This is a genomic window from Burkholderia sp. FL-7-2-10-S1-D7 (assembly GCF_001524185.1).
Classification (GTDB): Bacteria; Pseudomonadota; Gammaproteobacteria; order Burkholderiales; family Burkholderiaceae; genus Burkholderia; species Burkholderia diffusa.
This window is the reverse complement of sequence record NZ_LOWY01000032.1, coordinates 101,839-125,687: the sequence shown is the minus strand read 5'-3', so window position 1 is coordinate 125,687 and position 23,849 is coordinate 101,839. Positions and strand designations below refer to the sequence as shown.

Annotated in this window: 20 protein-coding genes and 1 pseudogene; 9 read left to right on the top strand and 12 right to left on the bottom strand. The window is 68.7% G+C overall.

Features of this window, described 5'->3' with window-relative positions; translation table 11 throughout:
• Positions 1–28 precede the first annotated feature (28 nt).
• Positions 29–1,240, top strand: a complete 1,212-nt coding sequence (locus WS75_RS14925; protein ID WP_059681165.1) for a hypothetical protein — start codon at positions 29–31, stop codon at positions 1,238–1,240.
• 138 nt (positions 1,241–1,378) lie between these two features.
• Here WS75_RS14925 and WS75_RS14920 read toward each other — a convergent pair whose 3' ends face one another.
• Complete coding sequence (locus tag WS75_RS14920) at positions 1,379–2,017, bottom strand: LysE family translocator (protein ID WP_059601350.1); 639 nt, start codon at positions 2,015–2,017, stop codon at positions 1,379–1,381.
• Between the two features lie 152 nt (positions 2,018–2,169).
• Here WS75_RS14920 and WS75_RS14915 point away from each other — a divergent pair, with 152 nt between their 5' ends.
• The 6 genes from WS75_RS14915 (at position 2,170) to WS75_RS14885 (ending at position 9,336) form a co-directional block, all read left to right on the top strand.
• The gene (locus WS75_RS14915) at positions 2,170–2,634 is read left to right on the top strand and encodes a GNAT family N-acetyltransferase (RefSeq protein ID WP_059601347.1); all 465 of its coding nucleotides are present in this window, start codon (positions 2,170–2,172) and stop codon (positions 2,632–2,634) included.
• Entirely contained in the window at positions 2,634–3,209 is a 576-nt protein-coding gene (locus WS75_RS14910; RefSeq protein WP_059681164.1) for a hypothetical protein, read from the top strand. The genes WS75_RS14915 and WS75_RS14910 overlap by 1 nt, the downstream gene beginning before the upstream one ends.
• A 161-nt stretch (positions 3,210–3,370) precedes the next feature.
• Positions 3,371–4,747, top strand: coding sequence for an FAD-containing oxidoreductase (locus tag WS75_RS14905; protein ID WP_059681163.1), 1,377 nt, complete (start codon positions 3,371–3,373; stop codon positions 4,745–4,747).
• A 348-nt stretch (positions 4,748–5,095) separates the two neighbouring features.
• Positions 5,096–6,325: a cyanate transporter gene (locus tag WS75_RS14900; protein WP_059681162.1), complete on the top strand. Its 1,230-nt coding sequence runs from the start codon at positions 5,096–5,098 to the stop codon at positions 6,323–6,325.
• Between the two features lie 151 nt (positions 6,326–6,476).
• On the top strand, positions 6,477–7,247 hold the full coding sequence (locus WS75_RS14895) for an ABC transporter substrate-binding protein (RefSeq protein ID WP_059681161.1): 771 nt from the start codon (positions 6,477–6,479) through the stop codon (positions 7,245–7,247).
• A gap of 526 nt (positions 7,248–7,773) precedes the next feature.
• The gene (locus tag WS75_RS14885; protein ID WP_059681177.1) at positions 7,774–9,336 is read left to right on the top strand and encodes a methyl-accepting chemotaxis protein; all 1,563 of its coding nucleotides are present in this window, start codon (positions 7,774–7,776) and stop codon (positions 9,334–9,336) included.
• A 107-nt stretch (positions 9,337–9,443) separates the two neighbouring features.
• On the opposite strand, the gene WS75_RS14880 is transcribed toward WS75_RS14885, so the two are convergent.
• The 10 genes and pseudogenes from WS75_RS14880 to WS75_RS14835 all read right to left on the bottom strand — a co-directional run bounded on the left by WS75_RS14880 (position 9,444) and on the right by WS75_RS14835 (position 19,565).
• Positions 9,444–9,827 (bottom strand): hypothetical protein, encoded by a 384-nt coding sequence (locus WS75_RS14880; protein ID WP_059681159.1) that lies wholly within the window; start codon positions 9,825–9,827, stop codon positions 9,444–9,446.
• A gap of 131 nt (positions 9,828–9,958) precedes the next feature.
• Positions 9,959–11,431 (bottom strand): amidohydrolase family protein, encoded by a 1,473-nt coding sequence (locus tag WS75_RS14875; RefSeq protein ID WP_059681158.1) that lies wholly within the window; start codon positions 11,429–11,431, stop codon positions 9,959–9,961.
• A 100-nt stretch (positions 11,432–11,531) separates the two neighbouring features.
• Complete coding sequence (locus tag WS75_RS14870; protein ID WP_059681157.1) at positions 11,532–13,010, bottom strand: sodium:solute symporter family protein; 1,479 nt, start codon at positions 13,008–13,010, stop codon at positions 11,532–11,534.
• The gene (locus tag WS75_RS14865; RefSeq protein ID WP_059681156.1) at positions 13,007–13,228 is read right to left on the bottom strand and encodes a DUF3311 domain-containing protein; all 222 of its coding nucleotides are present in this window, start codon (positions 13,226–13,228) and stop codon (positions 13,007–13,009) included. Before WS75_RS14865 ends, WS75_RS14870 begins: the two co-directional genes overlap by 4 nt.
• Positions 13,229–13,267: 39 nt before the next feature.
• Complete coding sequence (locus WS75_RS14860) at positions 13,268–14,383, bottom strand: porin (RefSeq protein WP_059681176.1); 1,116 nt, start codon at positions 14,381–14,383, stop codon at positions 13,268–13,270.
• A 331-nt stretch (positions 14,384–14,714) separates the two neighbouring features.
• A pseudogene (locus tag WS75_RS34575) lies at positions 14,715–14,894 on the bottom strand (IclR family transcriptional regulator); the annotation flags it as partial.
• A gap of 137 nt (positions 14,895–15,031) precedes the next feature.
• Positions 15,032–16,282: a YbfB/YjiJ family MFS transporter gene (locus tag WS75_RS14850; RefSeq protein WP_059681154.1), complete on the bottom strand. Its 1,251-nt coding sequence runs from the start codon at positions 16,280–16,282 to the stop codon at positions 15,032–15,034.
• A gap of 132 nt (positions 16,283–16,414) precedes the next feature.
• Entirely contained in the window at positions 16,415–16,924 is a 510-nt protein-coding gene (locus WS75_RS14845; protein ID WP_059681153.1) for a GNAT family N-acetyltransferase, read from the bottom strand.
• Between the two features lie 67 nt (positions 16,925–16,991).
• Complete coding sequence (locus WS75_RS14840; protein WP_059681152.1) at positions 16,992–19,010, bottom strand: LssY C-terminal domain-containing protein; 2,019 nt, start codon at positions 19,008–19,010, stop codon at positions 16,992–16,994.
• Between the two features lie 102 nt (positions 19,011–19,112).
• The gene (locus WS75_RS14835) at positions 19,113–19,565 is read right to left on the bottom strand and encodes a hypothetical protein (RefSeq protein ID WP_059681151.1); all 453 of its coding nucleotides are present in this window, start codon (positions 19,563–19,565) and stop codon (positions 19,113–19,115) included.
• 282 nt (positions 19,566–19,847) lie between these two features.
• Between WS75_RS14835 and WS75_RS14830 the strand changes: the two genes are divergently transcribed.
• The gene (locus tag WS75_RS14830) at positions 19,848–20,495 is read left to right on the top strand and encodes a response regulator (protein ID WP_059681150.1); all 648 of its coding nucleotides are present in this window, start codon (positions 19,848–19,850) and stop codon (positions 20,493–20,495) included.
• Positions 20,492–22,288: a sensor histidine kinase gene (locus WS75_RS14825; protein WP_059681149.1), complete on the top strand. Its 1,797-nt coding sequence runs from the start codon at positions 20,492–20,494 to the stop codon at positions 22,286–22,288. The genes WS75_RS14830 and WS75_RS14825 overlap by 4 nt, the downstream gene beginning before the upstream one ends.
• A gap of 150 nt (positions 22,289–22,438) precedes the next feature.
• Here the strand turns inward: WS75_RS14825 and WS75_RS14820 are convergent, their stop codons facing one another.
• Positions 22,439–23,758: an MFS transporter gene (locus WS75_RS14820; RefSeq protein ID WP_059681148.1), complete on the bottom strand. Its 1,320-nt coding sequence runs from the start codon at positions 23,756–23,758 to the stop codon at positions 22,439–22,441.
• Between the last annotated feature and the right edge of the window lie 91 nt (positions 23,759–23,849).

The window sequence follows — 23,849 nt, the reverse complement described above, 5'->3', positions numbered from 1 at the left end:
GACAGACGGGCCTGCCCGACCGCTCACGATGCTTTCCGACTTCGTCGCGCGCCTGCGCGAGCGCTTCAGCAAACCGCCTACCCGGCAGGACTTCGCCGACCGCCTGATCGCCGCGCTGCGCGCGACCGGCGACACGCGCGAGTGGCTTCACGAGGACGACAAGGGCCGTCTCGTGCAAGCGGATGTCCCGTCGAACATCATCAACCTGCACAACCTGTTCCGCGACTATGCGGACGCGAAGCCGGCCGAGCGCGAAGCGACGCTGCAGCGCCAGGCAAGCGCGATGATGCAGCACGAGATTCCGGCCAACTTCGCGGACGTCCGCGCACGGCTGCGCCCCGTGATCCGCAGCGCGACCGAGCGCGGCACGGTCGCGCTGCAGCTCGCCGGACAGCCCGCCGCGTCGGAAGTCGCGTTCCGGACGCTGTGCGAGAACCTCGAGATCGGCATCGCGTACGACGGCGAATTCAGCGTCGCGCGGCTGACGAGCGCGCGGCTCGCCGAATGGGGCGTCAGCTTCGACGAGGCATGCGACATTGCGATCGACAACCTGCGCGGTGCGTCGTCGGCGCCGTGGGCCGCGTTGCGCGACGGCGTGTTCCTGTCGCAGTTCGGCGACTACTACGACGCGGCGCGGCTCTTGCTCACCGACTTGCTGCACCGCCAGCCGATCTCCGGCGCGCCGGTGGTGATGGCGCCGAACCGTGCCGTGCTGCTGCTCACCGGCGACCGCAACGCGGCCGGGCTCGCGACGATGGTCGAACTCGCGGAACAGGCGCGCGCGCAGCCGCGTCCGCTGCCGCCGCTGATGCTGCGCTGGGACGGCGCCGCGTGGCGGAATTTCGTCCCGCCAGGGCTGGAAGTGAAGCTGCACGCGCTGCGCGTGGACGAACTCGCCGGCGACTATCAGGATCAGCGGACGCTGCTGGACGATCTGCACAAGCGGGACGGCACCGACGTCTTCGTGGCGTCGTACACCGTGTACCGGCGGCAGACGGGCGAGCTGTTCAGCGTCGGCGTGTGGAGCGACGGCGTGCCGACGCTGCTGCCCGAGACGGACATCGTCGTGCTCTATCGTGAAGCGACGCGGCAGTCGGCCCACGTGCCGATGGCCGCGCTGCGGGACGCATGCGGCGACCTGATGAAGGCCACCGCGCACCAGCCGGTGCGGTATGAAGTGACGGCGTTTCCGGATGACGCGCGGTTCGCGGCGCTGCTCGAACGGTTTCCGGCGGTGTGACGCGCGCTTGGCGCGCGCAGGGCGCGGTGAGTCGGGGCCGTGGCTGCGCCCGCCACGCCATGTGCCGGAATGAGCGGCCGTGGCGGCATGCCTGTCAGGAATGCAACGGCGGCGCGCCCCCGGCGACACCGCCTGCCGTCAGATCCCCGCCTTCGGCGCGTTCAGGATCAGCCGCAGGCCGAGCAGCGTGATCGCGCCGGCCGCGACGCGGTCGACCCACTTCTTCGCGCGCAGGTAGAGTTCGCGCGGCCGGCGGGTCGAGAAGCACAGCGCGACGATCGTGTACCAGCCGAATTCGACGCCGAACACGAGCGGCGGCAGCGCCAGGTAGCACCAGAGCGGCGGATGCTGCGGCAACAGCGCCGCGAAGATGCTGCCGTACCAGATCGCCGTCTTCGGATTGCTGAGCTGGGTCGTGAGGCCGATCCAGAACGACTTGCGCGCGCTGCCGGCGACGACGGCCTGCGCATCTTCCATCGCGATCGGCCGGTCGGCGCCGCGCCAGATCTTCGACGCCATGTAGATCAGGTAGGCGCCGCCCGCCAGCTTGAGTCCCACGTACAGCCATTCGACGGCCTGCAGCAGCGTGTAGAGCCCGGCCAGCGCGACGCCGCCGAACGCGATCCCGCCGACACCCATGCCGAGCGCGGTCGCCAGCCCGTCGCGGCGCGACAGCCCGATCGAATTGCGGGCGACCAGCACGAAACTCGGGCCCGGAATCATCGCGCCAAGCCACAGCGCGGCCAGAATGGCGAGTACGGCAGCCGATGCAGTCATCGAAGTCTCCTTGATCAGCGACGCCGAAGCGCCGGCGCCTGCGTGTCGATTCCCGACGGTGAAGTCCACGATTCTGGCACGCTTCGCGGGCCGCCGGAAGCATCCGCGCACTGCTATGCTGGGTGCCGTTCCCGCCATCGCGCCACGCCCCCATGATCGAGATTCGCGCCGCCCGCTATCCCGACGATGCCGCCGTCGTCGAAGCGATTTTCCGCGAGTACATCGCGAGCCCCACGGTCAGCCTCGCGTTCCAGGACTATGAGCCGGAACTCGCCGCGCTGCCGGGCAAATACGCGGCGCCGCGCGGGCAATTGCTGCTCGCGTGGCGCGCCGGGCGCGTGGTCGGCTGCGCGGCGTTTCGCGAAATCGACGCGACGACGTGCGAGATGAAGCGCGTGTACGTGCGTCCCGAAGCGCGCGGGCTGAACGTCGGCCGCCAGCTCGTCGAGCGGCTGCTGTGCGACGCGAAGGCGGCCGGTTATGCGCGGATGTGTCTCGACGTGCTGCCGGAATTCGTCGCCGCAAGGCAACTGTATGGTTCGCTCGGCTTCACGCCGGCACCGCCCGTTGCGTTCAATCCGGTGCCCGGCACCGAGTTTCTCGGGCGGGATCTGTGATGGACACGACCGCGCACCGTGCCCTCCTCGCGCTGCTCGCCGCGCTGTCGTCCGGCGCACGGGCCGACGGCCTGCCGCAATCCATCGCGGCGCAACTGCCGTCCGGCTACCAGCCGTTCGTCGCGCAGGAAGGGCCGGACCTCGGCGACGGACGGCGGAGCTTTCTCGTCGTCGTGCATCGCGCGGCCGATTCGCGCGGGCAGCCGTCGCCCCGCCCGCTGCTGATCTTCGAGGAACGGCCCGATCACGCGTACCGGCTCGCCGCGCGCAACGACCACGTGGTCCTGCGCGCGAACGAAGGCGGCCAGTGCGATCCGTTCGATCCCGAAGACGCCGCCGACAGCGGCCTCTCGGTGAAAGGCCGCTATTTCACCGTGCAGAACTTCGTCGCGTGCGGGCAGCACTGGAGCGACTACGTGACGTTTCGCTACGACCCGCGCACCCACGACTGGCTGTTCTCCAGCGAGATCTACACCGAATCGTTTCCGCTCGACGACAAGCCCGACGAAGTCACCGTCATGCGCGCCGATGCGCACCGGCCGGTGACGTTCGGCCAATGGCGGCGCACGGACTGAAAAACCGTGGGCGAACAAGGTTCCGCCGCTTGCATCGACGCAACTCGCCTCCCCCTGCCAACCGGTCTACCATAAGCGCTCGTCGCCGTTCGGGCGCGCGCCGACGCGGCATGCGTCTTGCGCGCCCCCCTTCCCACGTTGAACCAGCGCAGGAGGACGTCATGACGCAACACTTCGACGCGATCGTCATCGGCACGGGCCAGGCCGGTCCGCCGCTCGCCGCGCGGCTCGCGGGCGCCGGCATGAAAGTCGCGGTCATCGAGCGCGGCCGCTTCGGCGGCACCTGCGTGAACACCGGCTGCATTCCGACCAAGACGCTGATCGCGAGCGCGTACGCGGCGCAGCTTGCGCGTCGTGCGGCCGAATACGGCGTGTCGGTCGGCACCGTCAGCGTCGACATGAAGGCCGTGAAGGCGCGCAAGGACCAGATCTCAGGCCGCTCGAACCACGGCGTCGAGCAATGGGTGCGGGGGCTCGACAACACCACCGTGTTTCAGGGTCATGCCCGATTCGAGCGGGCGAACGCGGTACGCGTCGGCGACGAAGTGCTCGAAGCCGGCCGCATCTTCATCAACGTCGGCGGGCGCGCGCAAATCCCGCCGATGCCGGGCCTCGACTCGGTGCCGTACCTGACCAACTCGACGATGATGGACGTCGACTTCCTGCCCGAGCATCTCGTGATCGTCGGCGGCAGCTACGTCGGGCTCGAATTCGGTCAGATGTACCGCCGCTTCGGCTCGCAGGTCACGATCGTCGAGAAAGGGTCGCGCCTGATCCGTCGCGAGGACGAGGACGTCTCGCAGGCCGTGCACGAGATTCTCGCGAACGAAGGCATCGACGTGCAGCTCGATGCGAACTGCCTGAGCGCGCGGCGCGACGGCGACGGCGTCGTGGTCGGCCTCGACTGCACGGGCGGCCGCCGCGAGGTCGCGGGCTCGCACCTGCTGCTCGCGGTCGGCCGCGTGCCGAACACCGACGATCTCGGTCTCGAGCAGGCAGGCGTCGCGGTCGACGCGCGCGGCTACATCACGGTCGACGACCAGCTGCGCACCAACGTGCCCGGCATCTGGGCGCTCGGCGACTGCAATGGGCGCGGCGCATTCACGCACACCGCGTACAACGACTACGAAATCGTCGCGGCCAACCTGCTCGACGACGATCCGCGCAAGGTGTCCGACCGCATCACCGCGTACGCGATGTACATCGACCCGCCGCTCGGCCGCGTCGGCATGACGCTCGCGGAAGCGAGGCAGACCGGCCGCCGGCTGCTGGTGGGCACGCGGCCGATGACGCGGGTCGGCCGCGCGGTCGAAAAAGGCGAGAGCCAGGGCTTCATGAAGGTGATCGTCGACGCGGACACCCATGCGATCCTCGGCGCGTCGATCCTCGGCGTGACGGGCGACGAAGTCGTGCACGGGTTGCTCGACGTGATGGCCGCCGGCGCGCCGTACACGACGATCAGCCGTGCGATGCACATTCACCCGACCGTGTCGGAGCTCGTGCCGACGCTGCTGCAGGATCTGCATCCGGTCGAATGAGGCGCGAATGAGGTGCGGCGGGCGGGCGCGCATCCGCTGCATCCCGCGCATCCGGACACACGTCGCCGCGCGTGAAAAAGCCCGCGAACGGGACGACGGGCCGCACGTGCCGGCCGCCTGGCGCGTCGAATTTGCGCCCGGAGCCGCCCTCGGCATCGCACGCGGCACCGCGCCCGAAACGGCCACGCCGCCCGCCCCGACGGCGTCGCCCATCGGGCCCCGTCACACCGCGCCCCGCCATCGCATTCCGCACTGACACCCAGTCGAATATTTAATTTTCACCTGGGTAAGCACGCCTTTACCCTTTCGGCATCGCATCACAAGGCCACTGGCCCCTGGAGCATTCCGATGACCGACCCCGGCACCGCACACGCCGTTTCCCGCCCGCACGCGGCCTCCGTATCCTGCGGCGCACTCGCGTTGCTGGTGCTCGCCGGCCTCAACCTGCGTCCGTTCCTGACCGCATTCGGCCCCGTGCTCGACATCGTGCGTGCCGACACGGGCCTCGGTTTCCGCGCGGCCGCGCTGCTGACCACGCTGCCGTTCGTGCTGATGGGCGTCGTCGCCGGCGTCGGCGTCGGGCTTGCACGACACGTCGGCGAGCAGCGCGCGCTCGCCACCGCGCTGGCGCTGATCGCCGCGGGCTGCATCGCGCGGCTGTGGACCGGAAACAGCACCGGGCTGGTCGTCACGGCGGTCGTCGCGGGCGCGGGCGTCGCGGTGGTCCAGTCGCTCGCGCCGGGCCTCGCCAAGCGCTGGTTCGCCGACCGGCTGCCGCTCGCGATGGGGCTTTATTCGGCGGCGCTCGTCGGCGGCGGCGCATTCGGCGCGGTCGCGAGCCCGTGGCTCGCCGCGCACGGCGGCTGGCATCTGTCGCTCGCCGTCTGGGCCGTGCCCGCGCTCGTGACGCTCGCGCTGTGGCGCGCGAAGGCGCCGCGCGACGCGGTGCACGCCGCGACGGTATCGGCGCCCGTCACCGCGTTCGTCCGGATTCCGCGCGCATGGCAACTCGCGCTGTTCTTCGGCCTCAGCAACACCGGCTACGCGAGCCTCGTCGCGTGGCTGCCCGCGTTCTATCGCAGCGTCGGCATGAGCTCGCAAGCGAGCGGCAACCAGCTCGCATGGATGGCGCTGTTCCAGGCGGCCGGCGCGCTCGCGATGCCGCTGCTCGCGAAACGCTCGCACGATCGCCGCCCCGTGCTGTGGCTCACCCTCGCGTTGCAGGCGGTCGGCTTCGTCGGCTTCGCGACGGTGCCCGCGCTCGCGCCGTGGTTGTCGGTCGCGAGCGTCGGCGTCGGGCTCGGCGGGTTCTTCTCGATGAGCCTGATCGTCACGCTCGACCACTTGCCCGATGCGCGGCTCGCGGGCGCGCTCGCCGCGTTCGTGCAGGGCATCGGCTTCCTGATCGTCGCCGCGAGCCCCTGGCTGATCGGCTGGCTGCGCGACGCGGGCGGCGGCTTCGCGATCGCGTGGTGGCTGCATGTCGGCGTGATCGCGTCGATGGCCGCGTTGAACGCCGCGTTCTCCCCCGACGGCTACCGGCGCAGCATGGCGTGCATCGCCAGCGCCGCGCACTGACACCGAACCACCGGATTCCCTGATCCGGACGATCGCCGGCATCTGCCGGCGCCCCTCCAGCCGCCCGCGCATGGCCGGGCGCGGGCTGTCACGCCCACCGGCCGAACATTCGCTTCACCGCGCACCACATCAATCGATCATGGAGACAATCATGAAAAAACTCGTCATCGCCGTCGCGCTTGCGCTGACGGCAGGCGCCGCCGCCGCGAAAGACCCGGCCGTCCTGCGCCTCGGCGTCGATCCCAGCTACGCGCCGTTCGAATCGCTCGCACCGGACGGCAAGCTCGTCGGCTTCGACATCGATCTCGGCAACGCGATCTGCGAACGCATGAAGGTGCGCTGCGTGTGGGTCGAGAACGCCTTCGACGGGATGATCCCCGCGCTGAAGGCGCGCAAGTTCGACGGCGTGCTGTCGTCGATGAGCGTGACCGAAAAGCGCCTCGCGCAGATCGCGTTCACCGACAAGATCAACAACGTGCCGCCGCGCCTCGTCGCGCGACGCGGCTCGAACCTGCAACCGACGGCCGGGTCGCTGGCCGGCAAGAGCGTCGGTGTCGAGCAGGGGTCGACGCAGGAAACCTATGCGCGCACGTACTGGGAACCGAAGGGCGTCATCGTGCGCACGTACCAGACGCAGGATCTCGTCTATCAGGATTTGATTGCGGGCCGCCTCGACGCGTCGCTGCAATCGTCCGTGCAGGCCGATCTCGGTTTCCTGAAGACGGCGAAGGGGGCGAACTTCGAATTCGCGGGGCCGCCATTGCACGATCCGAAGACGCTCGGCGTCGGCTCCGCGATCGGCGTGCGCAAGGATGACGACGCGCTGCGCAAGCAGATCAACCAGGCGCTCGCGAGCCTGATTCAGGACGGCACGTATCAGCGAATCGCGAAGAAGTATTTCTCGTTCGATATCTACAACTGACGGATGCGAGCGGCTGCGGCCGCCTGCCGATGCGAAGGGGCGTCGCGTGCGAGCGTGATGCCCCGTTCCTGCTTTCAGCAATCGGTTCGCCGAGTTCTTTTTGACCGGCGGGTTGTGCAATTGCGCCGCTCGAGCGTCTGACGACAACCGCGCGATCGACATGTTGCGCGAACGATGCGCCGCGATGAAAGCATCGGACGACGGCGAACGCGCGACGGCCGTGCGCAGCGCCTCCCGCCCGCTCGCGATCGCCAACGGCGCGTGCGCATCGCTTCGCGGCGGCGATGCGGGCCTCGGCCGTCGGCACGCCGTTCACGACGGCAACGCATCCGCCCTCCACCACCGCCCTTCTGTCGCATTCGTCCAGATTCGCGTCGCGTGCAGATAAAACCTCCGCGCTACGCCTGCCGTTAACCCGTTCGCAACCCTGGCGCCCCGCATTTCGATGCGGCGCGCCGTCGTCGTTCGTGATCCGGAATCCACATCCGCCGTCGGCCGTCCGTCGGGCCGCAGGCAAGGGAACGTCATGCGAAAACTCACCATCCGCGGCGGACTCGTCGCGACCATCGCCGGCTACACGGCGCTGCTCGTGCTGGTCGTCGGCGCGTGCATCGCCGCCCTCTACGCGGGCAACGGCTCGCTCGAAGCGATGTACCGCGACGACACCGCGTCGCTGCTGCACCTGAAAACCAGCTCGGAGCGCATGCTCGTGCTACGCGAACGCGTGAGCGACGTCGCGCAGATCATCAGCGCCGGCCAGCCCGCGAAGGCGGAAATCGCGCAACTGCACACGCTCCTCAAGCAGAGCGACGATGAACTGGACGCGTACACGCGCCTGCACACGCGCGACGCCGACGAGCAAACGCTGTTCGACACACTGAGCAATCGCCGTCGCACGCTGCTCGACCAGGTGTTCCTGAAGGCGATGTCGCAACTCGATCACGACAACGCATTCGACTTCCTCGACACGCACCGCACTGCGCCGCCGGCACTCTTCACCGCCTATCAGGAAGCAATCGACGCGCTCGAATCGTTCCAGGTCGCACGCCAGAAGGCGCGCTACGATGCGGCCGGCGAGCGCTTCCACCGGATCGTGTGGGCGATGGCGGCGGTCGCCCTGTTCGCGCTGATCGTCGGCTTCCTGGCGCAGCGCGTGCTCGCGAAGGCGATCATCGCGCCGATCCATCTCGCCGTCGCGCATTTCGACAGGATCTCGAAAGGCGACCTGACCGGCACGGTCGTCATTCCCGGCGAAAACGAAATGGCGTATTTGCTGACTGCATTGAAGCGGATGCAGGACGGCCTCGTCGCAACGGTGAATCAGGTGCGCTCGAGCACGGAGACGATCGTCGGCGACGCCCGCACGATCGCGAGCGGCAACGTCGACCTGTCCGCGCGCACGGAGCAGCAGGCCGTATCGCTGCAACAGGCGGCGGCGAGCGTGGAACAACTGACGGCGACCGTGCGGCAGAACGCGGACAACGCGCGCGATGCGCGCACTTACGCGCAGGGCGCGGCCGGCATCGCATCGAAAGGCGGCGACGCGATGCAGCGCGTCGTCGAAACGATGTCGGCAATCTCGAACAGCTCCACGCGGATCTCCGGCATCGTCGGCGTGATCGAAAGCATCGCATTCCAGACGAACATCCTTGCGTTGAATGCCGCGGTCGAAGCCGCACGCGCGGGCGAACAGGGGCGTGGCTTCGCCGTGGTGGCAACCGAGGTGCGCGGGCTCGCGCAGCGCTGCGCGTCGGCGGCGAAGGAGATTCGCGAACTCATCGGCCACTCGGCGCAGCGTGTCGAAGACGGCAGCGGCCTCGTCGCGCTCGCCGGCTCGGCGATGAACGAACTCGTCGCCGCGGTCGAGCGCGTGAATGCGATCATGGGCGAAACGAGCATCGCATTCGACGAACAATCCGCCGGCATCGAGCAGGTGAATGCCGCGGTCATCCAGATGGAGCAGACGATGCAGCGCAATGCCGCACTGGTGGAAGAAGCGGCCGCCGCGGCGCTGTCGCTCGAGGATCAGAGCGCGCGACTGAGCGATGCCGTCGCGCAGTTCCGTCTTCGAGAGGCGGCGGTGGCGTGACGTGACCGGCCCGACCGGCGTCGGGCCTGCCGGCACGGCACGACACCCGGGCCGCGGCCCGGTGTCGTTGCCGGCAAAATGTGGATCGTCCGGCGGGCCGCTCGCGCCTAGGCCGCCCGTGCCAGCAGATCCATCGCGAAGGACTTCGCGTGCGCGACGGCCTCCTGCGCGTCGGGGAATACGCCGAGCTGCTCCCAGCGCTCTTCGGCCGCGTAGGTTCCTTTCACGGCGAGCGCCCGCTGAACGCGCAGCTGGGCTGCGAACCCGCCGTCCTCCAGCGGGCGCGCCGTCGCGACGACCTTGTGCGGGGGACTGGCTCTCTCCGGCTGATGCCACTCGACGGGACCGTCCGGCACGCCGGCAATCGTCAACTCGTTCCTGGTCTTGCAGTCCGGGCAGTAGAAACACCACCCTGCTTCTTCGCGACTCGGCTTGACCTGACCGCGAGCCAGCACGGCGCGGCATTCAACGTTTTCGCAGATGAACGGCATAGCAGTCTCCGGAGTTGTTTGACGGAAATCCTAGCATGTCCGTCGCCGGCGAAACCAGAAAAAAACCCGGCCCGAACCGGGCCAGCCTCGCCGTCATTGCACCGCGCAAACCCCTGCCGCCACGGCGTCGTTCAGTAATGACTGCGCCCCCACAGCGTCTTCGGCTCATCGAGCAGGTGCCGCAACCCGCTGCGCGCGATCATCGTCTCCGCAACCGTCGTCACGCGCTCGAGAATCGCGTTCTCGTCGACCGACAACACGCGGCGATCCTCCATCAGCACGCGCCCTCCGACCATCGTCATGCACACGTCGGCCGCGTTCGCGAAACACGTCACGCGATACACGGGCATGTTCATCGGCATCATGTGCGGGCGGAACAGATCGACGAGGATGACGTCGGCGAGTTTGCCGGCTTCGAGCGAACCGATTTCGTGATCGAGCGACAGCGCCTTCGCCGCGTCGATCGTCACCATCTCCAGCACCTTGCCGTGCGGCAGCACGTCCGGGTCGCGGAAGTGGCGGCGATGGTAGTGCATGCACTGCCACATGTGACGGAACATGTCGTAACCGCGATCTGGCGCCGCGCCGTCCGACGCGATCGCGACGGTCACGCCCGCATCGATCAACTCGGGCACCGGGCAGCGGCCGATGATCGACATGATCGCGCTCGGATTGTGGACGATCGCGGTGCCGGTTTCGACGCACGCCGCGATGTCGTCGTCGGTCAGGTCGATGCTGTGCGACATGAACGACGTCGGGCCGAGCAACCCGAGTTCGCGATGCGCGAACGCGAGCGTGCCCGCGCGATGCCCGTCCTGTGTGAACGTCAGGCCGCGTGCGCGCGCCAGCGCGCCGTAGCGCGCCGCCTGGTCGCGGAAGTCGCGCTCGTACCGCGCGGCTTCGGGGTCGTGCTCGGGGCCGTACACCGGCAGCGTGAGCGCGATTCGGATCCGGCCGCCGGCATCGCCATGGCATGCGTCGACGATGCGCTCGCACACGTCGTACATCGTGTCGAAGTCGACGTCGCGCGTCTCGCTGCCATCCGGCCCGTGGCGCGTGTACGCGCGCGGCGCGGGTGGGCGCGACGGGCCGACGGCCACGATCGAGCGCGTGCCGGTACGCACGACCGCATCGCAATGGCGCCGCGCGTAGACGGGATCGTCGACGCGCATGATCGAGTTGCCGCCGCCGAGCAGCGACACGCCCGTCGTCACGCCAGCCTTCAGCCGTTCGAGCGCCGCGAGGTGCGATTCGGTTTCCCAGAACGCCTCGTCCGACGCGCGCGTATAGATGGTCTCGGCCGCGGCCGACCACGCATCGCCGTCCGCGCCGCCGATCGTGCGCAGCATCGCGTGGCCCGCGTGCGCATGCGAGTCGATCAGGCCCGGCAGCACGGCCTTGCGGCGCGCGTCGATCGTGCGCGCGGCACGGAAACGCGCCTGCAATGCGGTGGTGTCGCCAACGGCGACGATGCGATCGCCCTTCACGGCAACCGCGCCGTTCTCGATCACGCGCCGCTGCGGGTCCATCGTGATCACGCAGCCGTTCGCGATCAGCGTATCGATTGCTTCGCGCCGGTCGTCTGCTTTGTCATCGGTCGTCATCGTCTGGTTTCCTGTTTGAATGCGAAATGGTTAGGGAGCCGAACGGAAAAACCGCCGGGCGGCTGCCCGGCGGCTCGACGGCGGCATGTCGATCTTGACGTCATGCGGAGCGGACCGGTGCCGCCACTCGCGCCTTCAGCTTGCGCTGCGCCGCGCTGATCGCGATGAACACGACGGCGTTCACGGCGAGCGCGACCAGCCCGGGGTTGATCGACGTCAACGTGCTCGATGCGCCGGGAAACAGCGAGGCGAGCGTCACGCCGTAGTAGTTCGTCATCGCGATCACGATCGCACCGGCGACGATCCCGGCGAATGCCCCTTCCCGCGTGCCGAACGGCCGCTTCAGGAAGCTCGACGCGAGCATCGGCACGAGCTGGGTGAGCAGGCTCGACGAGAAGATCGCGAGCGTGACGAAGGTGGCACCGCCGCGCAGCACGAAGTAGACGACCACCAGCGTGAAGATCGGCAGCGCGATTCGCGCGACGGTCGTCACCTCGCGATCGGTCGCATTCGGCGCGAAGCCTTCGCGATAGATGTTGCGCGCGATCGTCGTCGATGCGTTCAGCATGATCAGCGAGCCCGGCACCAGCGCGGTCAGCAGGCCCGTGCCGCCGACGATGCCGACGAACCACGCGGGGAACGTCTGCTTCACGAGGCGCAGCAGCGCGAGGTCGGTCTGCGCGCCTTCGAGCCCGTGCACGGTCATCACGGCCGCGAAGCCGACGAGGAACAGGAACGCGATCAGCACCTGGTACAGCGGCATCAGGATCACGTTGCGGCGTAGCGCGCGTTCGTCCTTCGCGACGTAGATCGCGGTGAAGCCGTGCGGATACAGGTAATAGCCGAGCGACGTGAGCAGGATCGTCGAGTTGTACCAGCTCAGGTTGAAGCCGTGCTCGGGCATGCGCAGCAGTTCGGGATGCGCGGCGTCGATCTTCGCGAACATCTCGCCGAGGCCGCCGTAATAGTGCATCGGCAGATAAAGGCCGAGGAAGATCGCGATCGCGAGGATCAGCACGTCCTTGAAGATCGCGATGCTCGCGGAGCCGTGAATGCCCGACACGACCATGTAGACCGCCATCAGCGACGCGGCGATCCAGATCGCGGCCGATTGCGGAATCAGCCCGTACGACATCTCCGACACGATCACGCCGAGGCCGCGCAGCTGGATCATCAGCAGCGACACCATGGCGAACACGGCCACCACCGACACCAGCACGCCGATCGCGCGGCTGTCGTACTTCGACGCGAAGTAATCGGCGAACGACACGAGCCCGCGCTCCTTCGCATAGCGCCACACGGCGGGCAGCATCCAGTAGCCGATCACGAACGCGAGGCACCCGTACGACAGGATGTAGAACGCAGGCACGCCCTTGCTGTAGGTCCAGCCGCTCGCGCCGAGGAACGAGAACGTCGAGAACGCCTCGCCGGCCATCAGCAGGAACGTGAGCAGCGAGCCGAAGCCGCGTCCGCCGACCGCCCACTGTTCGAGCGTGAGCTTGCGGCCGCGCCGTGCCATCACGCCGATCGCGAGCGCGAACACGGCGAACGCCGCGATGATGAGGATCGATGCGTTCATCGCGCGTCTCCCGTGCGGCCGTCGCGGGCCTGATGGCCCTCGCCGCGCTCGTCGAGATGGAACAGGACCGCGAGGATCGCGGCTGTCGCCGCCATCCAGATCAGGTTCCATACGAGCAGGAACGGCAGGCCGAACAGCAGCGGCCGCCCCTCGGCGATCAAGCCGCCGGTGTACATCCCGACGAACGGCAACGCCGCCAGCAACAGTTTGAATTTCATCTATGTCTCCTCCGGAAGACGCGCGAACGCGTCAGGGCATCAGAACTTCTGGCGGATGCCGACCACCGCCGCCACCTGCGACGTCGTCGACGACGGGCCGTCGGTGCCGTCGATCCACGCATGGCCCACACCCGACGACGCCTTCTGGTAGAAGCCGTTCACATACACGTCGGTGCGCTTCGACAGCAGGTACTGAACGCCGGCCGACACCTGCTGGTAATGACCGTCGTCGCCGCCGCGCGCGACCTTCGTATAGGTGTAGCCGGCCGCGGCCATCAACGCGGGCGTGATCAGGTAGCGCACGCTGCCTTCGTAATTGCTGAATCGCAGCGCGCCGCCCGTCGCCTGGCCGAAGTTCGAGCCCGTGTACAGCAGCCCGAGCGTCGCCTGCCCGATCGCATAGCTGCCGCCCGCGCCCCAGATCTGCTGGCGCACCGCGTTCGACAGGCCGGCGCCGAACACCGACGCCGAGCCCGGGTAGTAGTTGTCGGACGCGACGGCGCCCGTCGCGCTGGCCGCCGGATGGTTCACGCGCGCATAGGCGGCACCCGCGTTCAGCGGCCCGTTCGCGTACGTGACGCCCGCGCTCCACGTGTTGTCGTTCGAGAAGCCCGTCGAATTCGAAAACCCGTACATCAAATTCGCCTGCAGGCCCGCGATCGTCGGCGACACGTACTTGACCGCGTTGTTGGTGCGGAACGTGTTGTTGATGTCGTCGTTGTCGAACGGATGCGTCGAGTACTGCGCGAGGAAGCTGCTCATCTGCAGCGAACCGAGGATGTCCTGCGTCGAGTTGTACTGGCGGCCGAGCGTCACCGCACCCCAGTTCGCGCCGCTCAGGCCGACCCATGCCGAGCGGCCGAACATCCGGCCGCCCTGCCCGAGCGCGCCGTTCGCGACGTTGAAGCCGTTCTCGAGCCGGAAGTTCGCCTTCAGGCCGCCGCCGAGATCCTCGGTGCCGATCAAGCCCCAGCGCGGACCCGATTCGTTGCCGCCCGTGAACTGCCACAGCGCATGGCCCTTCGCGTTGTTCGTGTAGGTCACGCCGGCGTCGACGATCCCGTACAGCGTCACCGTCGACTGCGCGTGCGCGGCGCCGGCGAACATCATCGCAATGGCCGCGCTCATGCACGCGACGCCCGTCTTCCTGCCCATCGTTCGCACCATCTCCGTCTTCTCCTCTCCAAACCGTCTTGTCGATGTTGTGTTGTGTTTTCTCGATGCTGGCCATACGCGCCGGTCGGCTTGTATAGACAGTGGATGGATGGTATCCAGCCGCAATCGCATCAAGAAATGAAATGTTCAACTGGCCGGCAGTTGAAAATCGAATGGAGACGAACGAAGCGGAGGTGGACGGGAAAAGCACGCGACTGCAAGCAAACGGAAAGCCTTGAGGCCCACGTGACGTGGCGCACTTTGCTCAGACGTGAATGGCGTGTGTAAACAAGCTGACGAAACGGCAACGCGTGATGCGGCTATGCGGCGGCTATGCGGTTTTCCCGGATAGCCCGTGCATCGGCCGCCGCAATGCGGCATCGAACGGGTTCGTGCGCGGGCCGATCGCGTCGGCTTGGCGCCTGAGCAGTTCGACGACCATCGGCATCCGGTCGTCACCGAGGCGCGACGCCAGCGTGCCGACGCTCAGCGCACCGACGGGATAACCGGTGCTGAAGGAGTTGTACCCGTTCGCGCGGATGAAGGATGACGTCGGCGCGCGCGCACGGCCGTGCGCGCCGCGACCCTCATTTGCGGGCGTGATGACACGCCCTTTTTCCGAGGATGTGACCGGGGCGGAGGTGCCGGCTACGCAGACACCCGCAACGCGCGCTGTCCCGCCGCGAGCGCCGCGCCCGCGAACAGCGTCAGCGCCGAATACACGAGCCCGCGCGCGAGCCCCGCGCTGTCGGATACCCAGCCGATCGCGACGGGCCCGGCGATCTGCCCGAACGCGAAGATCGTCGTGAACGCACTGATGCCCTTCGCCCAGCCTTCCGGCGACAGGTTGTGGCGCACGAACGCGGTCGTCGACGCGACCGCCGACAGGAACGTCGCGCCGAACAGCACGCCCGACGCGAACGCGGCCGCCGGATGCGCGAACAGCGCCGGCATCAGCGTCGCCACGCCGAGCAACGCATTGAGCACGGCCAGCGCCTGGCCGCCGCGCATCCGGTCGAGCAACCCCGACCACAGCCGCGCCGACACGATGGTCGCGACGCCGAGCATCACGTAGAACGCGGACACGACCGTGCCGCTCATCCCCGTGCCGCGCAGCAGCGCGACGATGAACGTCATGTAGCCGATGTAGCCGACGCCGAACAGTCCATAGCCCGCGAGCGCGAGCGCGAAGCGCGCGGGGCTCGTGCTCGCCGCCGGCGCAGCGCCGTCGCGCCGCACGGCCGGTGCCGCGTGCGCATGCTCGATGCGACGCGCCGCCGCCACGGCGATCGCCGAGAACAGCACGCACGCGACCGCGAGCGCGAACCACGCCGGTTGCCAGCCGTGCGTGCGATGTACGAGCGTCGCGGGCACGAGCAGCGACGACGCGACGATGCCCCACCCCGTGCCGCCGTAATAGAGCCCGAGCAGCAGCCCCGCATCGCGCGGCGACGCGGACGCGAGCCGCGCCGCCAGCACACCGCCGCTGATGAAGATCAGCGCGCTGCCGACGCCTGTCGCGAGCCGCTCGACGAGCAGCGCGTTCATGCCGGACGTGACCCCGCATGCGGCCATCAGCACCGCGGTCAGCGCGCAGCCGGCCGCCAGCAGCGTGCCGGTGCGCCAGCGCCGCGACAGGAGCGGGAAGATGAGCGCGCCGATCAGGTAGCCGGCCGCGTTCGCCGTGTTCAACGCGCCGGCCTGCGCGAAGCTCCAGCCGAGATCGGTCTTCATCGGCGGCAACAGCAATGCATACGAGAAGCGCGCGAGGCCGAGCGCGATCGCGCTGCCGAGCGACAGGCAGATCGCGAGCCGCCATGCTGCCATCCGGTCGGATTCGGTGGCGCCGGCGTCTGGCCGTGCTCGGCCGGCGTGCTCCGGTTGCGGCGCTGCGCGCATCGCGTGTCTCCATCGTGGTTCGAATCGTGCCGCCGGGACGGCGGTGCGCACGCGGCCGCGGCCCGCACGCGAAGTCGTCAGATGGTGCCAGAAAATCGTGTTCGACGGCGCGTTCGCCGTCTGACTGTCGAATCAGGCTTCGGCGGCCGCCGTGCCGCCGAGCCACTTGTACATCACCAGGCAATCGACGAAGCCGAGCCGCGCGTGGCGATACGCGCGCGGCAAGCGGCCGACGATCTCGAAGCCGAGCTTCTGCCACAGCGCGACCGCTACCTCGTTCGTCGCGACCACCGAATTGAACTGCATTGCGAGAAAGCCGCGTTCGCGCGCCACCTGCTGCGAGTGCTCGCACATCAGGCGGGCGACGCCCTTGCCGCGCGCGGCCTCGCCAACCATATACCCGCAGTTGCACACATGATTGCCGGGCCCGGCCGCGTTCGCCTTCAGGTAGTACGAGCCGAGCAGCACGCCATCCTCCTCGGCGACCCACGTGCAGAGCGGCGCGTCGAGCCACAGCGCGCGAGCGGCCTCCTGCGTCGCCGCCGGATCGAATGCATAGGTTTCCTGCGCAGCGACGATCGCGTGGTACGTGGGCCAGAAGCGGGGGAAATCGTCTTCGGTCATCGGGCGAATCGTGATCATGTGGGTTCTCTCGTGAAGGGATTGGGGAATGCGCGCGATCGAATGCAAGGCTGTTCGCGCACGCGCTTCAAGGCTGCACCATCCACACGAGCAGCATCGCGGCCGGCGCCGCGCTCATCCCCGCCGGCGGCTGTTCGATCGTCGGCTCGATCTCCAGCGCCTGCGCGATCGTCGCCGCATCGTTGACGGTCGTCGTGCGCACGATCGTCATCAGTCGCGCGGGCCGATGCAGCGTCTCGCGATACAGCGCGCCGTACCACAGCGGCCGCGTGCCGAGCGCATCCTGCAGCACATACGGATAACGCCAAAGCCGCAATACGAGGCGGCTGTCCGGACGGGCCGGATCGACACGCACGAACACCCGGCGCGTACTTTGGCCATGCGTGTAGCGCGGCAGCACGGGCAGCGCATCGGCCGGCGCCTGCGGCAGCAGCCAGCGCAGTGCCGTGGCGGGCGACCACGGCGTCGCGCGCTGCCAGCCGGCCAGCGACAGATGGCGATCGAGCGTATCCGACGTCGCGCACCATTGCAGCGGCAGATATTCCTCGCGATCGCCGCCGATCTCGGAGCGCCGCGTCGGCACGCGCTGCCACCCGCCCCGCAGCCACTGATCGACGGTCATCGCGACGACGTCGCCCACGTGCGGACGCGCCGCCCGATCGAGCTGCCATTGCGCGGGCACGGTCCAGACGCCGGTCGTCGCGAGCACGACGAGCACCGCGACGAGGGCGCCCCGCGGCTGCACGTGCTCGCGCACGCGCCAGTACGAATAGGCGCCCGCCAGCATCGCGAACCAAGCAAGCCCGAGGCTCCAGCCGCCGAGCAAGCCCGACAGCCACGTATCGCCGACGTACAGCCGCGCGAAACCACCGAGCACGATCCACAGCACGACCGCCGTCACGACCGGGATGCGCCACAGCGCGGGCCGGTCGCGCGTGAGCACCCAGCCGATGCCGCTGCTCGCGAGCATCGCGAACGCCGCATCGGCGTCGGGCAGCGGCACGTGCAGCGCGCCGGGCGGCAAGTTCGCGGGCATCGTGCCGGGCAAGCCGGCGCCGAACGCCGGCACGAGCACGACCGCGATGCCGACCGTCGCGAGCCACCATGCGGACGTCACCCAGCAGCGATGGATCATCAGCCAGACGAGAAACGCGGCCGCGACGATCAGCCCGGTATCGTGTCCGTGCAGCACCGCGAGCGCGCGCATCGCGGCATCCACGGGCGGCGTGCGCAGGTTCTGCAGGAACGCATACAGCGCGATGTCGGCGTGCATCAGCGGATCGTTCGCGACGACGTCCTGCACGATGCCGGCAAACAGCCACACGCAGCCGACGAACAGCAGCGCGAACACGGGCACCGCGCCCGGCAGCCGGCGCACACGCACAAACATGTCGTGCACCCGCGCGCCGAACCGCGGCCAGCGGCGCACGCACGCGTACATGGCCGCGACGAGCGCGCGGCGCAGCAGCGGCCAGCCGCGCCGCAGCGCGACACGCACGCCGATCCACACGAGCGCGACCAGCGCGGCGACCACCAGCAGAATCGCGGCGACCCGCACGCTGATCGCGGCGGCCAGCACCGCCGACGCGCCGAACAGGATGCCCGGCGCGATATGCACCGGCGCCCAGATCAGCGCCGACACGACGTTGACCGGATAGAACGACCGGCGCGGCAGCGTCGCGCACCCCACGACCACCGGCACGACCGCGCGCACGGGCGCCAGGAAGCGCGCGAGCACGATGCTCTTCGTGCCGTGGCGCAGCACGAACAGTTCGCCGCGCGCATACGCATCCGCGTAGCCCAGCCGGACCCATCCATTCCGGATCGCGCCGCGGTAGTGGCGTCCGAGCTCGTAGCTGATCCCGTCGCCGACGATCGCGCCGGCGGCCGCGACGCCGATGGCCGTCCAGCCGTCGAGCGCGCCCGCGCCAATCAGCGTGCCGGCCGCGAACATCACGGCACCGGCCGGCACGACCGTGCCGATCAACGCGATCGCCTCGGCACAGGCCGTGGCGAACACGATCGCCAGCACCAGCGCCGGGTGCGCGCCAATCGCACTGAGCCACGCGTGGATCGTGTCGCTCATCGCGGGCCGCGCGGCGTGGCGGCGCGACGGGTCCGCATCGGGCCGGCGATGGCATGAGGAGGGTTCATTGGCGTGTGTGCGCGTTCGCGCCGGCTGGCGGCGTCAGTCGAACTCGTGCTGCCGCGCGTCGGCCTCGAGCGGCGCGTCGTGGTAGCCGACGGTCGCGATCTCGTGCAGATAGCGCGCGAGAAACGCGCCGATCGACCCGGCTTCCTCGTACTGATGCACATGGCGGAATTCGTGCGTGAGCAGGCGTCGCGTGTCGTGGCCGCGCAGCACGAACACCGCATGGCCGAGCGTGAGGCCGATCGTCCCCGGCGACAGCAGGCCGGTGTCGCGCGCAATCGCGCCCAGCGCCGGCGTGTCGGGGAACGGCAGCCGGTCGGCGACCACGACGCGGATGCGCTCCGGTTGCGCGACGCCCACGGTACGCGCGTCGTCGGCCTGCGCGGGCGTCAGCGGCACGCCCCGCGCGAGCCCGTGAGCCGCCTGCGCGTCGGCCCACGCGACGGCGGCGGGCAACGCGGACGGCAGGATGTCGGCAAGAGCGATCATCGTGGCGGCTCCTCGGGTCTGGACGATGCAATCGGGCACCAGTTTATCCCTGAATCAGGGTGGGCCGCGAGGCACGCCGTCCGCCCGGCCGTGACGACTCCTCGGGAATACCCTCCCTGTCTGCCCCTACCGCCCGTACCAATTCGCGACGATTATTTCGCTTCAAGACACATTCGACCCCCAGATGTCTCAAAAATGTCCCGCGGGCGCACCACTTCCCGATTCGGCGGCATATATTGATCAGAAGAACCGCCGCCGAATCATCCAAAAGAGGGCCGCTAGATGATCAGGGTAATTCTGGCTGACGATCACGCAGTCATGCGGGACGGACTGCGTCACATCCTGGAAACGGCCGGCGGTTTCGAGATCGTCGGCGAGGCGAGCGACGGCGCGGCCACGCTCGCGCTGGCCGAGCGTTGCGCCGCCGACGTGCTGCTGCTCGACCTGTCGATGCCCGCGCCGACCGGTATCGAGCTGATCCGGCTGGTCAAGACGCAGGTGCCATCGCTGCGCATGCTGGTGCTGACGATGCATGCGGAAACGCAGTACGCGGCGCGCACGTTCAAGGCCGGCGCGACCGGCTACCTGACGAAGGACAGCGCGACCGCCGAACTCGTCCAGGCCGTCACCAAGGTCGCGGCCGGTGGCGTGTACGTGAGCGCGTCGGCGGCCGAAAGCCTCGCGCACACGATGCGCGCGCCGTCCGAAATCCTGCCGCACGAGCGGTTGTCCGAGCGCGAACTCGACGTGATGCGCCGCATCGTCGCGGGCCAGACGGTCACGCGGATCGCGGCGGACCTCACGCTGAGCGCGAAGACGGTCAGCACCTACAAGACGCGCATCCTCGAGAAGATGGAGCTGCCGCACGAAGCCGCGCTGGTGCGCTACGCGATGCGCCACGATCTCGATCTCGGCATCGACGACGCATGATGCCCGCATTGCGCTTCCGCCCGGCCGCGGCCGATGACGACGACGCGTCGGAGCCGTCGCGCCTGTTCATGTCGTCGCTGCCGCCCGACCGGCGCGAGCGGCGGCTCGCGATTGCGACAGTCGTCGTGTCGGCGATGATCTTCGTCGCCCTCGCGCCGTTCGCCGGCATGCCGCTTGCCCACGTGTTGGGCTTCATCCCCGTGTACCAGTCGGCGATCGTCGTCAACGACATGGTGACGGCCGGCCTGCTGCTCGGCCAGTACGCGATCCTGCGCGAGAAATCGCTGCTCGCGCTCGCCTGCGGCTACCTGTTCACGGGCTTCATGGCCGGCACCCACATGCTGACCTTTCCGGGGCTGTTCGCGCCGACGGGCCTGCTCGGCGCGGGTGAACAGACCACCGCGTGGCTTTATCTGTTCTGGCATGGCGGCTTTCCGCTGGCGGTCGCCGCGTACGCGCTGCTGCGCGCGGCCCCGCGCGCGCAGCCGCCGTCGCTCGAGCGGCGCCGCGCGGCGATTCCGCTCCTGCTTTGCATCGTCCTGACAGCCGGCGCGACCGGCGCGCTCGCACTGCTCGCGACCGCCGGCCACGACCTGCTGCCTCGCATCATGCAGGGCAACCGGATGGCCTCGACGATGACGAACGCGATCGCGGTCGTCTGGGCGCTGAATCTTGCCGCACTCGTGCTGATGTGGCGGCAGCGGCGCCAACATTCCGTGCTCGACCTGTGGGTGATGATCGTGGTCGTCGCTTGGCTGTTCGACATCGCGCTGTCGTCGATGCTGAACCACGGACGCTTCGACCTCGGCTTCTACGCCGGGCGGACCTACGGGCTCGTCGCATCCGGCGTCGTGCTGTTCGCGCTGCTGTTCGAGAACGGCCGCCTGCATGCGCAGACGGTGCGCGCGCTGGCCGGCGCGCGCTATCAGCACCTGCTCGTCGTGCAGAAGAGCGCGCAGCTCAACGAGGCGAACGAACGGCTCGAGCAGCGTGTCGCGGCCCGCACCGCGCAGTTGAGCGCGTCGAACCGTGACCTGCGGCGCGAAGTCGAGGAGCGCGTGCGCGCGGAGCGGGCGCTGCAGGCGTCGCGCGAGGAGCTGCGCGAGATCGCGGCGATCAGCGCGAGCGCACGCGAGGCCGAACAGCGCCGCATCGCACGCGAACTGCACGACGAACTCGCGCAGACGCTCGCGACGCTGAAGAACGATCTCGAATGGCTGCTCGACCGCGTGCCGCAGGACGATGCGACGCTGGCGCGCAAGATCGCGGCGATGCATGCGCTCGCCCGCGGCGCGGTGACGGCCACGCGGCGCATCGCGTCGGACCTGCGCCCGCTGATGCTCGACGACCTCGGGTTTGCGGCCGCGATGCAATGGCTCGTGGAGGATTTCCGGCACCGACACGGCATGGCGTGCGCGCTGCACGTCGAGCCGGGTGAATTGCAGCTCGACGAACCGTATGCGACGGCCGTGTTCCGCATCGCGCAGGAAGCGCTCGCGAACGTCGCGCGGCACGCGTCCGCGTCGAGCGCGACCGTGGCGCTCGCTTATCGTGACGAGACGATCACGCTGACGATTCGAGACGACGGTGCGGGATTCGATCCCGGTGCGCCGCGCAAGTCGGGATCGTTCGGGCTGGTTGGTTTGCGCGAGCGCGCGTATCTCGTCGGCGGCACGCTGCGGATCGATACGACGCTCGGCGAGGGAACGACGGTGGAAGTGGACATTCCGGTGGCATCGGCGCATGTGGCGATCGCGCATGAAGCACCGGGGGCGTCGCGGACGGAGACGTAAGGGTGAAGACGCAGCGGCGGAATGCCGCTGCGGGGGTCAGTCGTGGTCCTTTCCCGCCGATGACGAACGGTGAGGATGGTGAGTTGTTCGAACGTTTTCGTCGATCGCCGCCGCTCGCCTAATCGGTTTCCATCGCCGCGCGTGCGGCTTTCAGCATCGTCCCAGGTTGGGTCTGGACATCGCCCGCTCCGAGCGCGACCACGCGACCAGCGCACCGATCCCGAGCAGCGCGAGGCACACGATCGGCACGATCATCGGGCCGAACGCGGTGCCCGTCACCTTGCCCGCGAACGGCATCAGGTTCTGGCTGAAGAAGCCGCCGAGGTTGCCGATCGAGTTGATCGCCGCGACGCTCGCCGCCGCACGCGCGCCGGTGAAGTAGCGCGGCGGCATCGACCAGAAGCACGGATACAGCAGCGGGATGCACGCGCCGCCGAGCACGAGCGCGATGAAGCGCAGCGGCGTCGACGGCAGCACGAGGCTCAGCAGGAAGCCGAGCGCACCGAGCGCCGCGACGATCGCGATCGTGCGCAGGATGCTCTTGGCGCGGCGCAGCTTCGACGGCAGCCACAGCAGCAGCAATACCGCGAGCGCCCACGGCAGCATGCTCAACAAGCCGTTCGTGCTGCTCGACACGCCGAACGACTTGACGATCGTCGGCAGCCAGTACGTGACGCCGTACAACGACGTCGACATCAGCATGTAGGTCGCCGCGAACAGCATCACGCGCGGATCGAGTAGCGCCTTCCACGGCTGCGCGTGCTCGGCCTGCGCCGGCTTCTCGCGTTCGAGCGCGGCCGCGACGATCTGCTTCTCGCGTTCGTCGAGGAACGGCGCATCGCGGAACGACGCCGGCAGCACGCGAAACACGACGATCGCGACGATGACGGCCGGGATGCCCGTCGCCACGAACACCCACTGCCAGCCCGCGAGCCCCCACACGCCGTTCAGGCCCAGCAGCACGCCGCCGACCAGCGAGCCAAGCATGTTCGCGAGCGCGCTGCCCAGCGTGAAGATGCCGAGCACCTTCGCGCGGTAGCTCTGCGGAAACCACAGCGTCAGGTAATAGATCACGCCCGGATAGAAGCCGGCCTCCGCGATCCCGAGCAGGAAGCGCAGCGAACAGAACGCGGGCATCGACGTCGTGAAGCCCATCAGCACGGTGATGAGGCCCCACGTCAGCATGATCCGCGCAAGCCACACGCGTGCGCCATAGCGATGCAGCGCGAGCGTGCTCGGCACCTCGAACAGCAGGTAGCCGATGAAGAACAGCGACGACGCGAGACCGAACGCGGCCTCGGTCATCCCGAGGCTGTGCACCATCTGCAATTTCGCGAAGCCGACGTTCTGCCGGTCGATGAACGCGATCAGGAACATCACGACGAGGATGGGCAGCAGGCGCCGCGCCATCTTCGACATGATGCGCTGCTCTTCGGCGGACGCGGGGTCCAGGGTTTCGGTGGTATTCACTGCGGGCTCCTCCGTGAATCGGTTGCTTGTCGGTTGAATCGGCGCCGTGCGCGATGCGCGCGCTGGCGCGGGGGTGTTCGATGAAATCGGG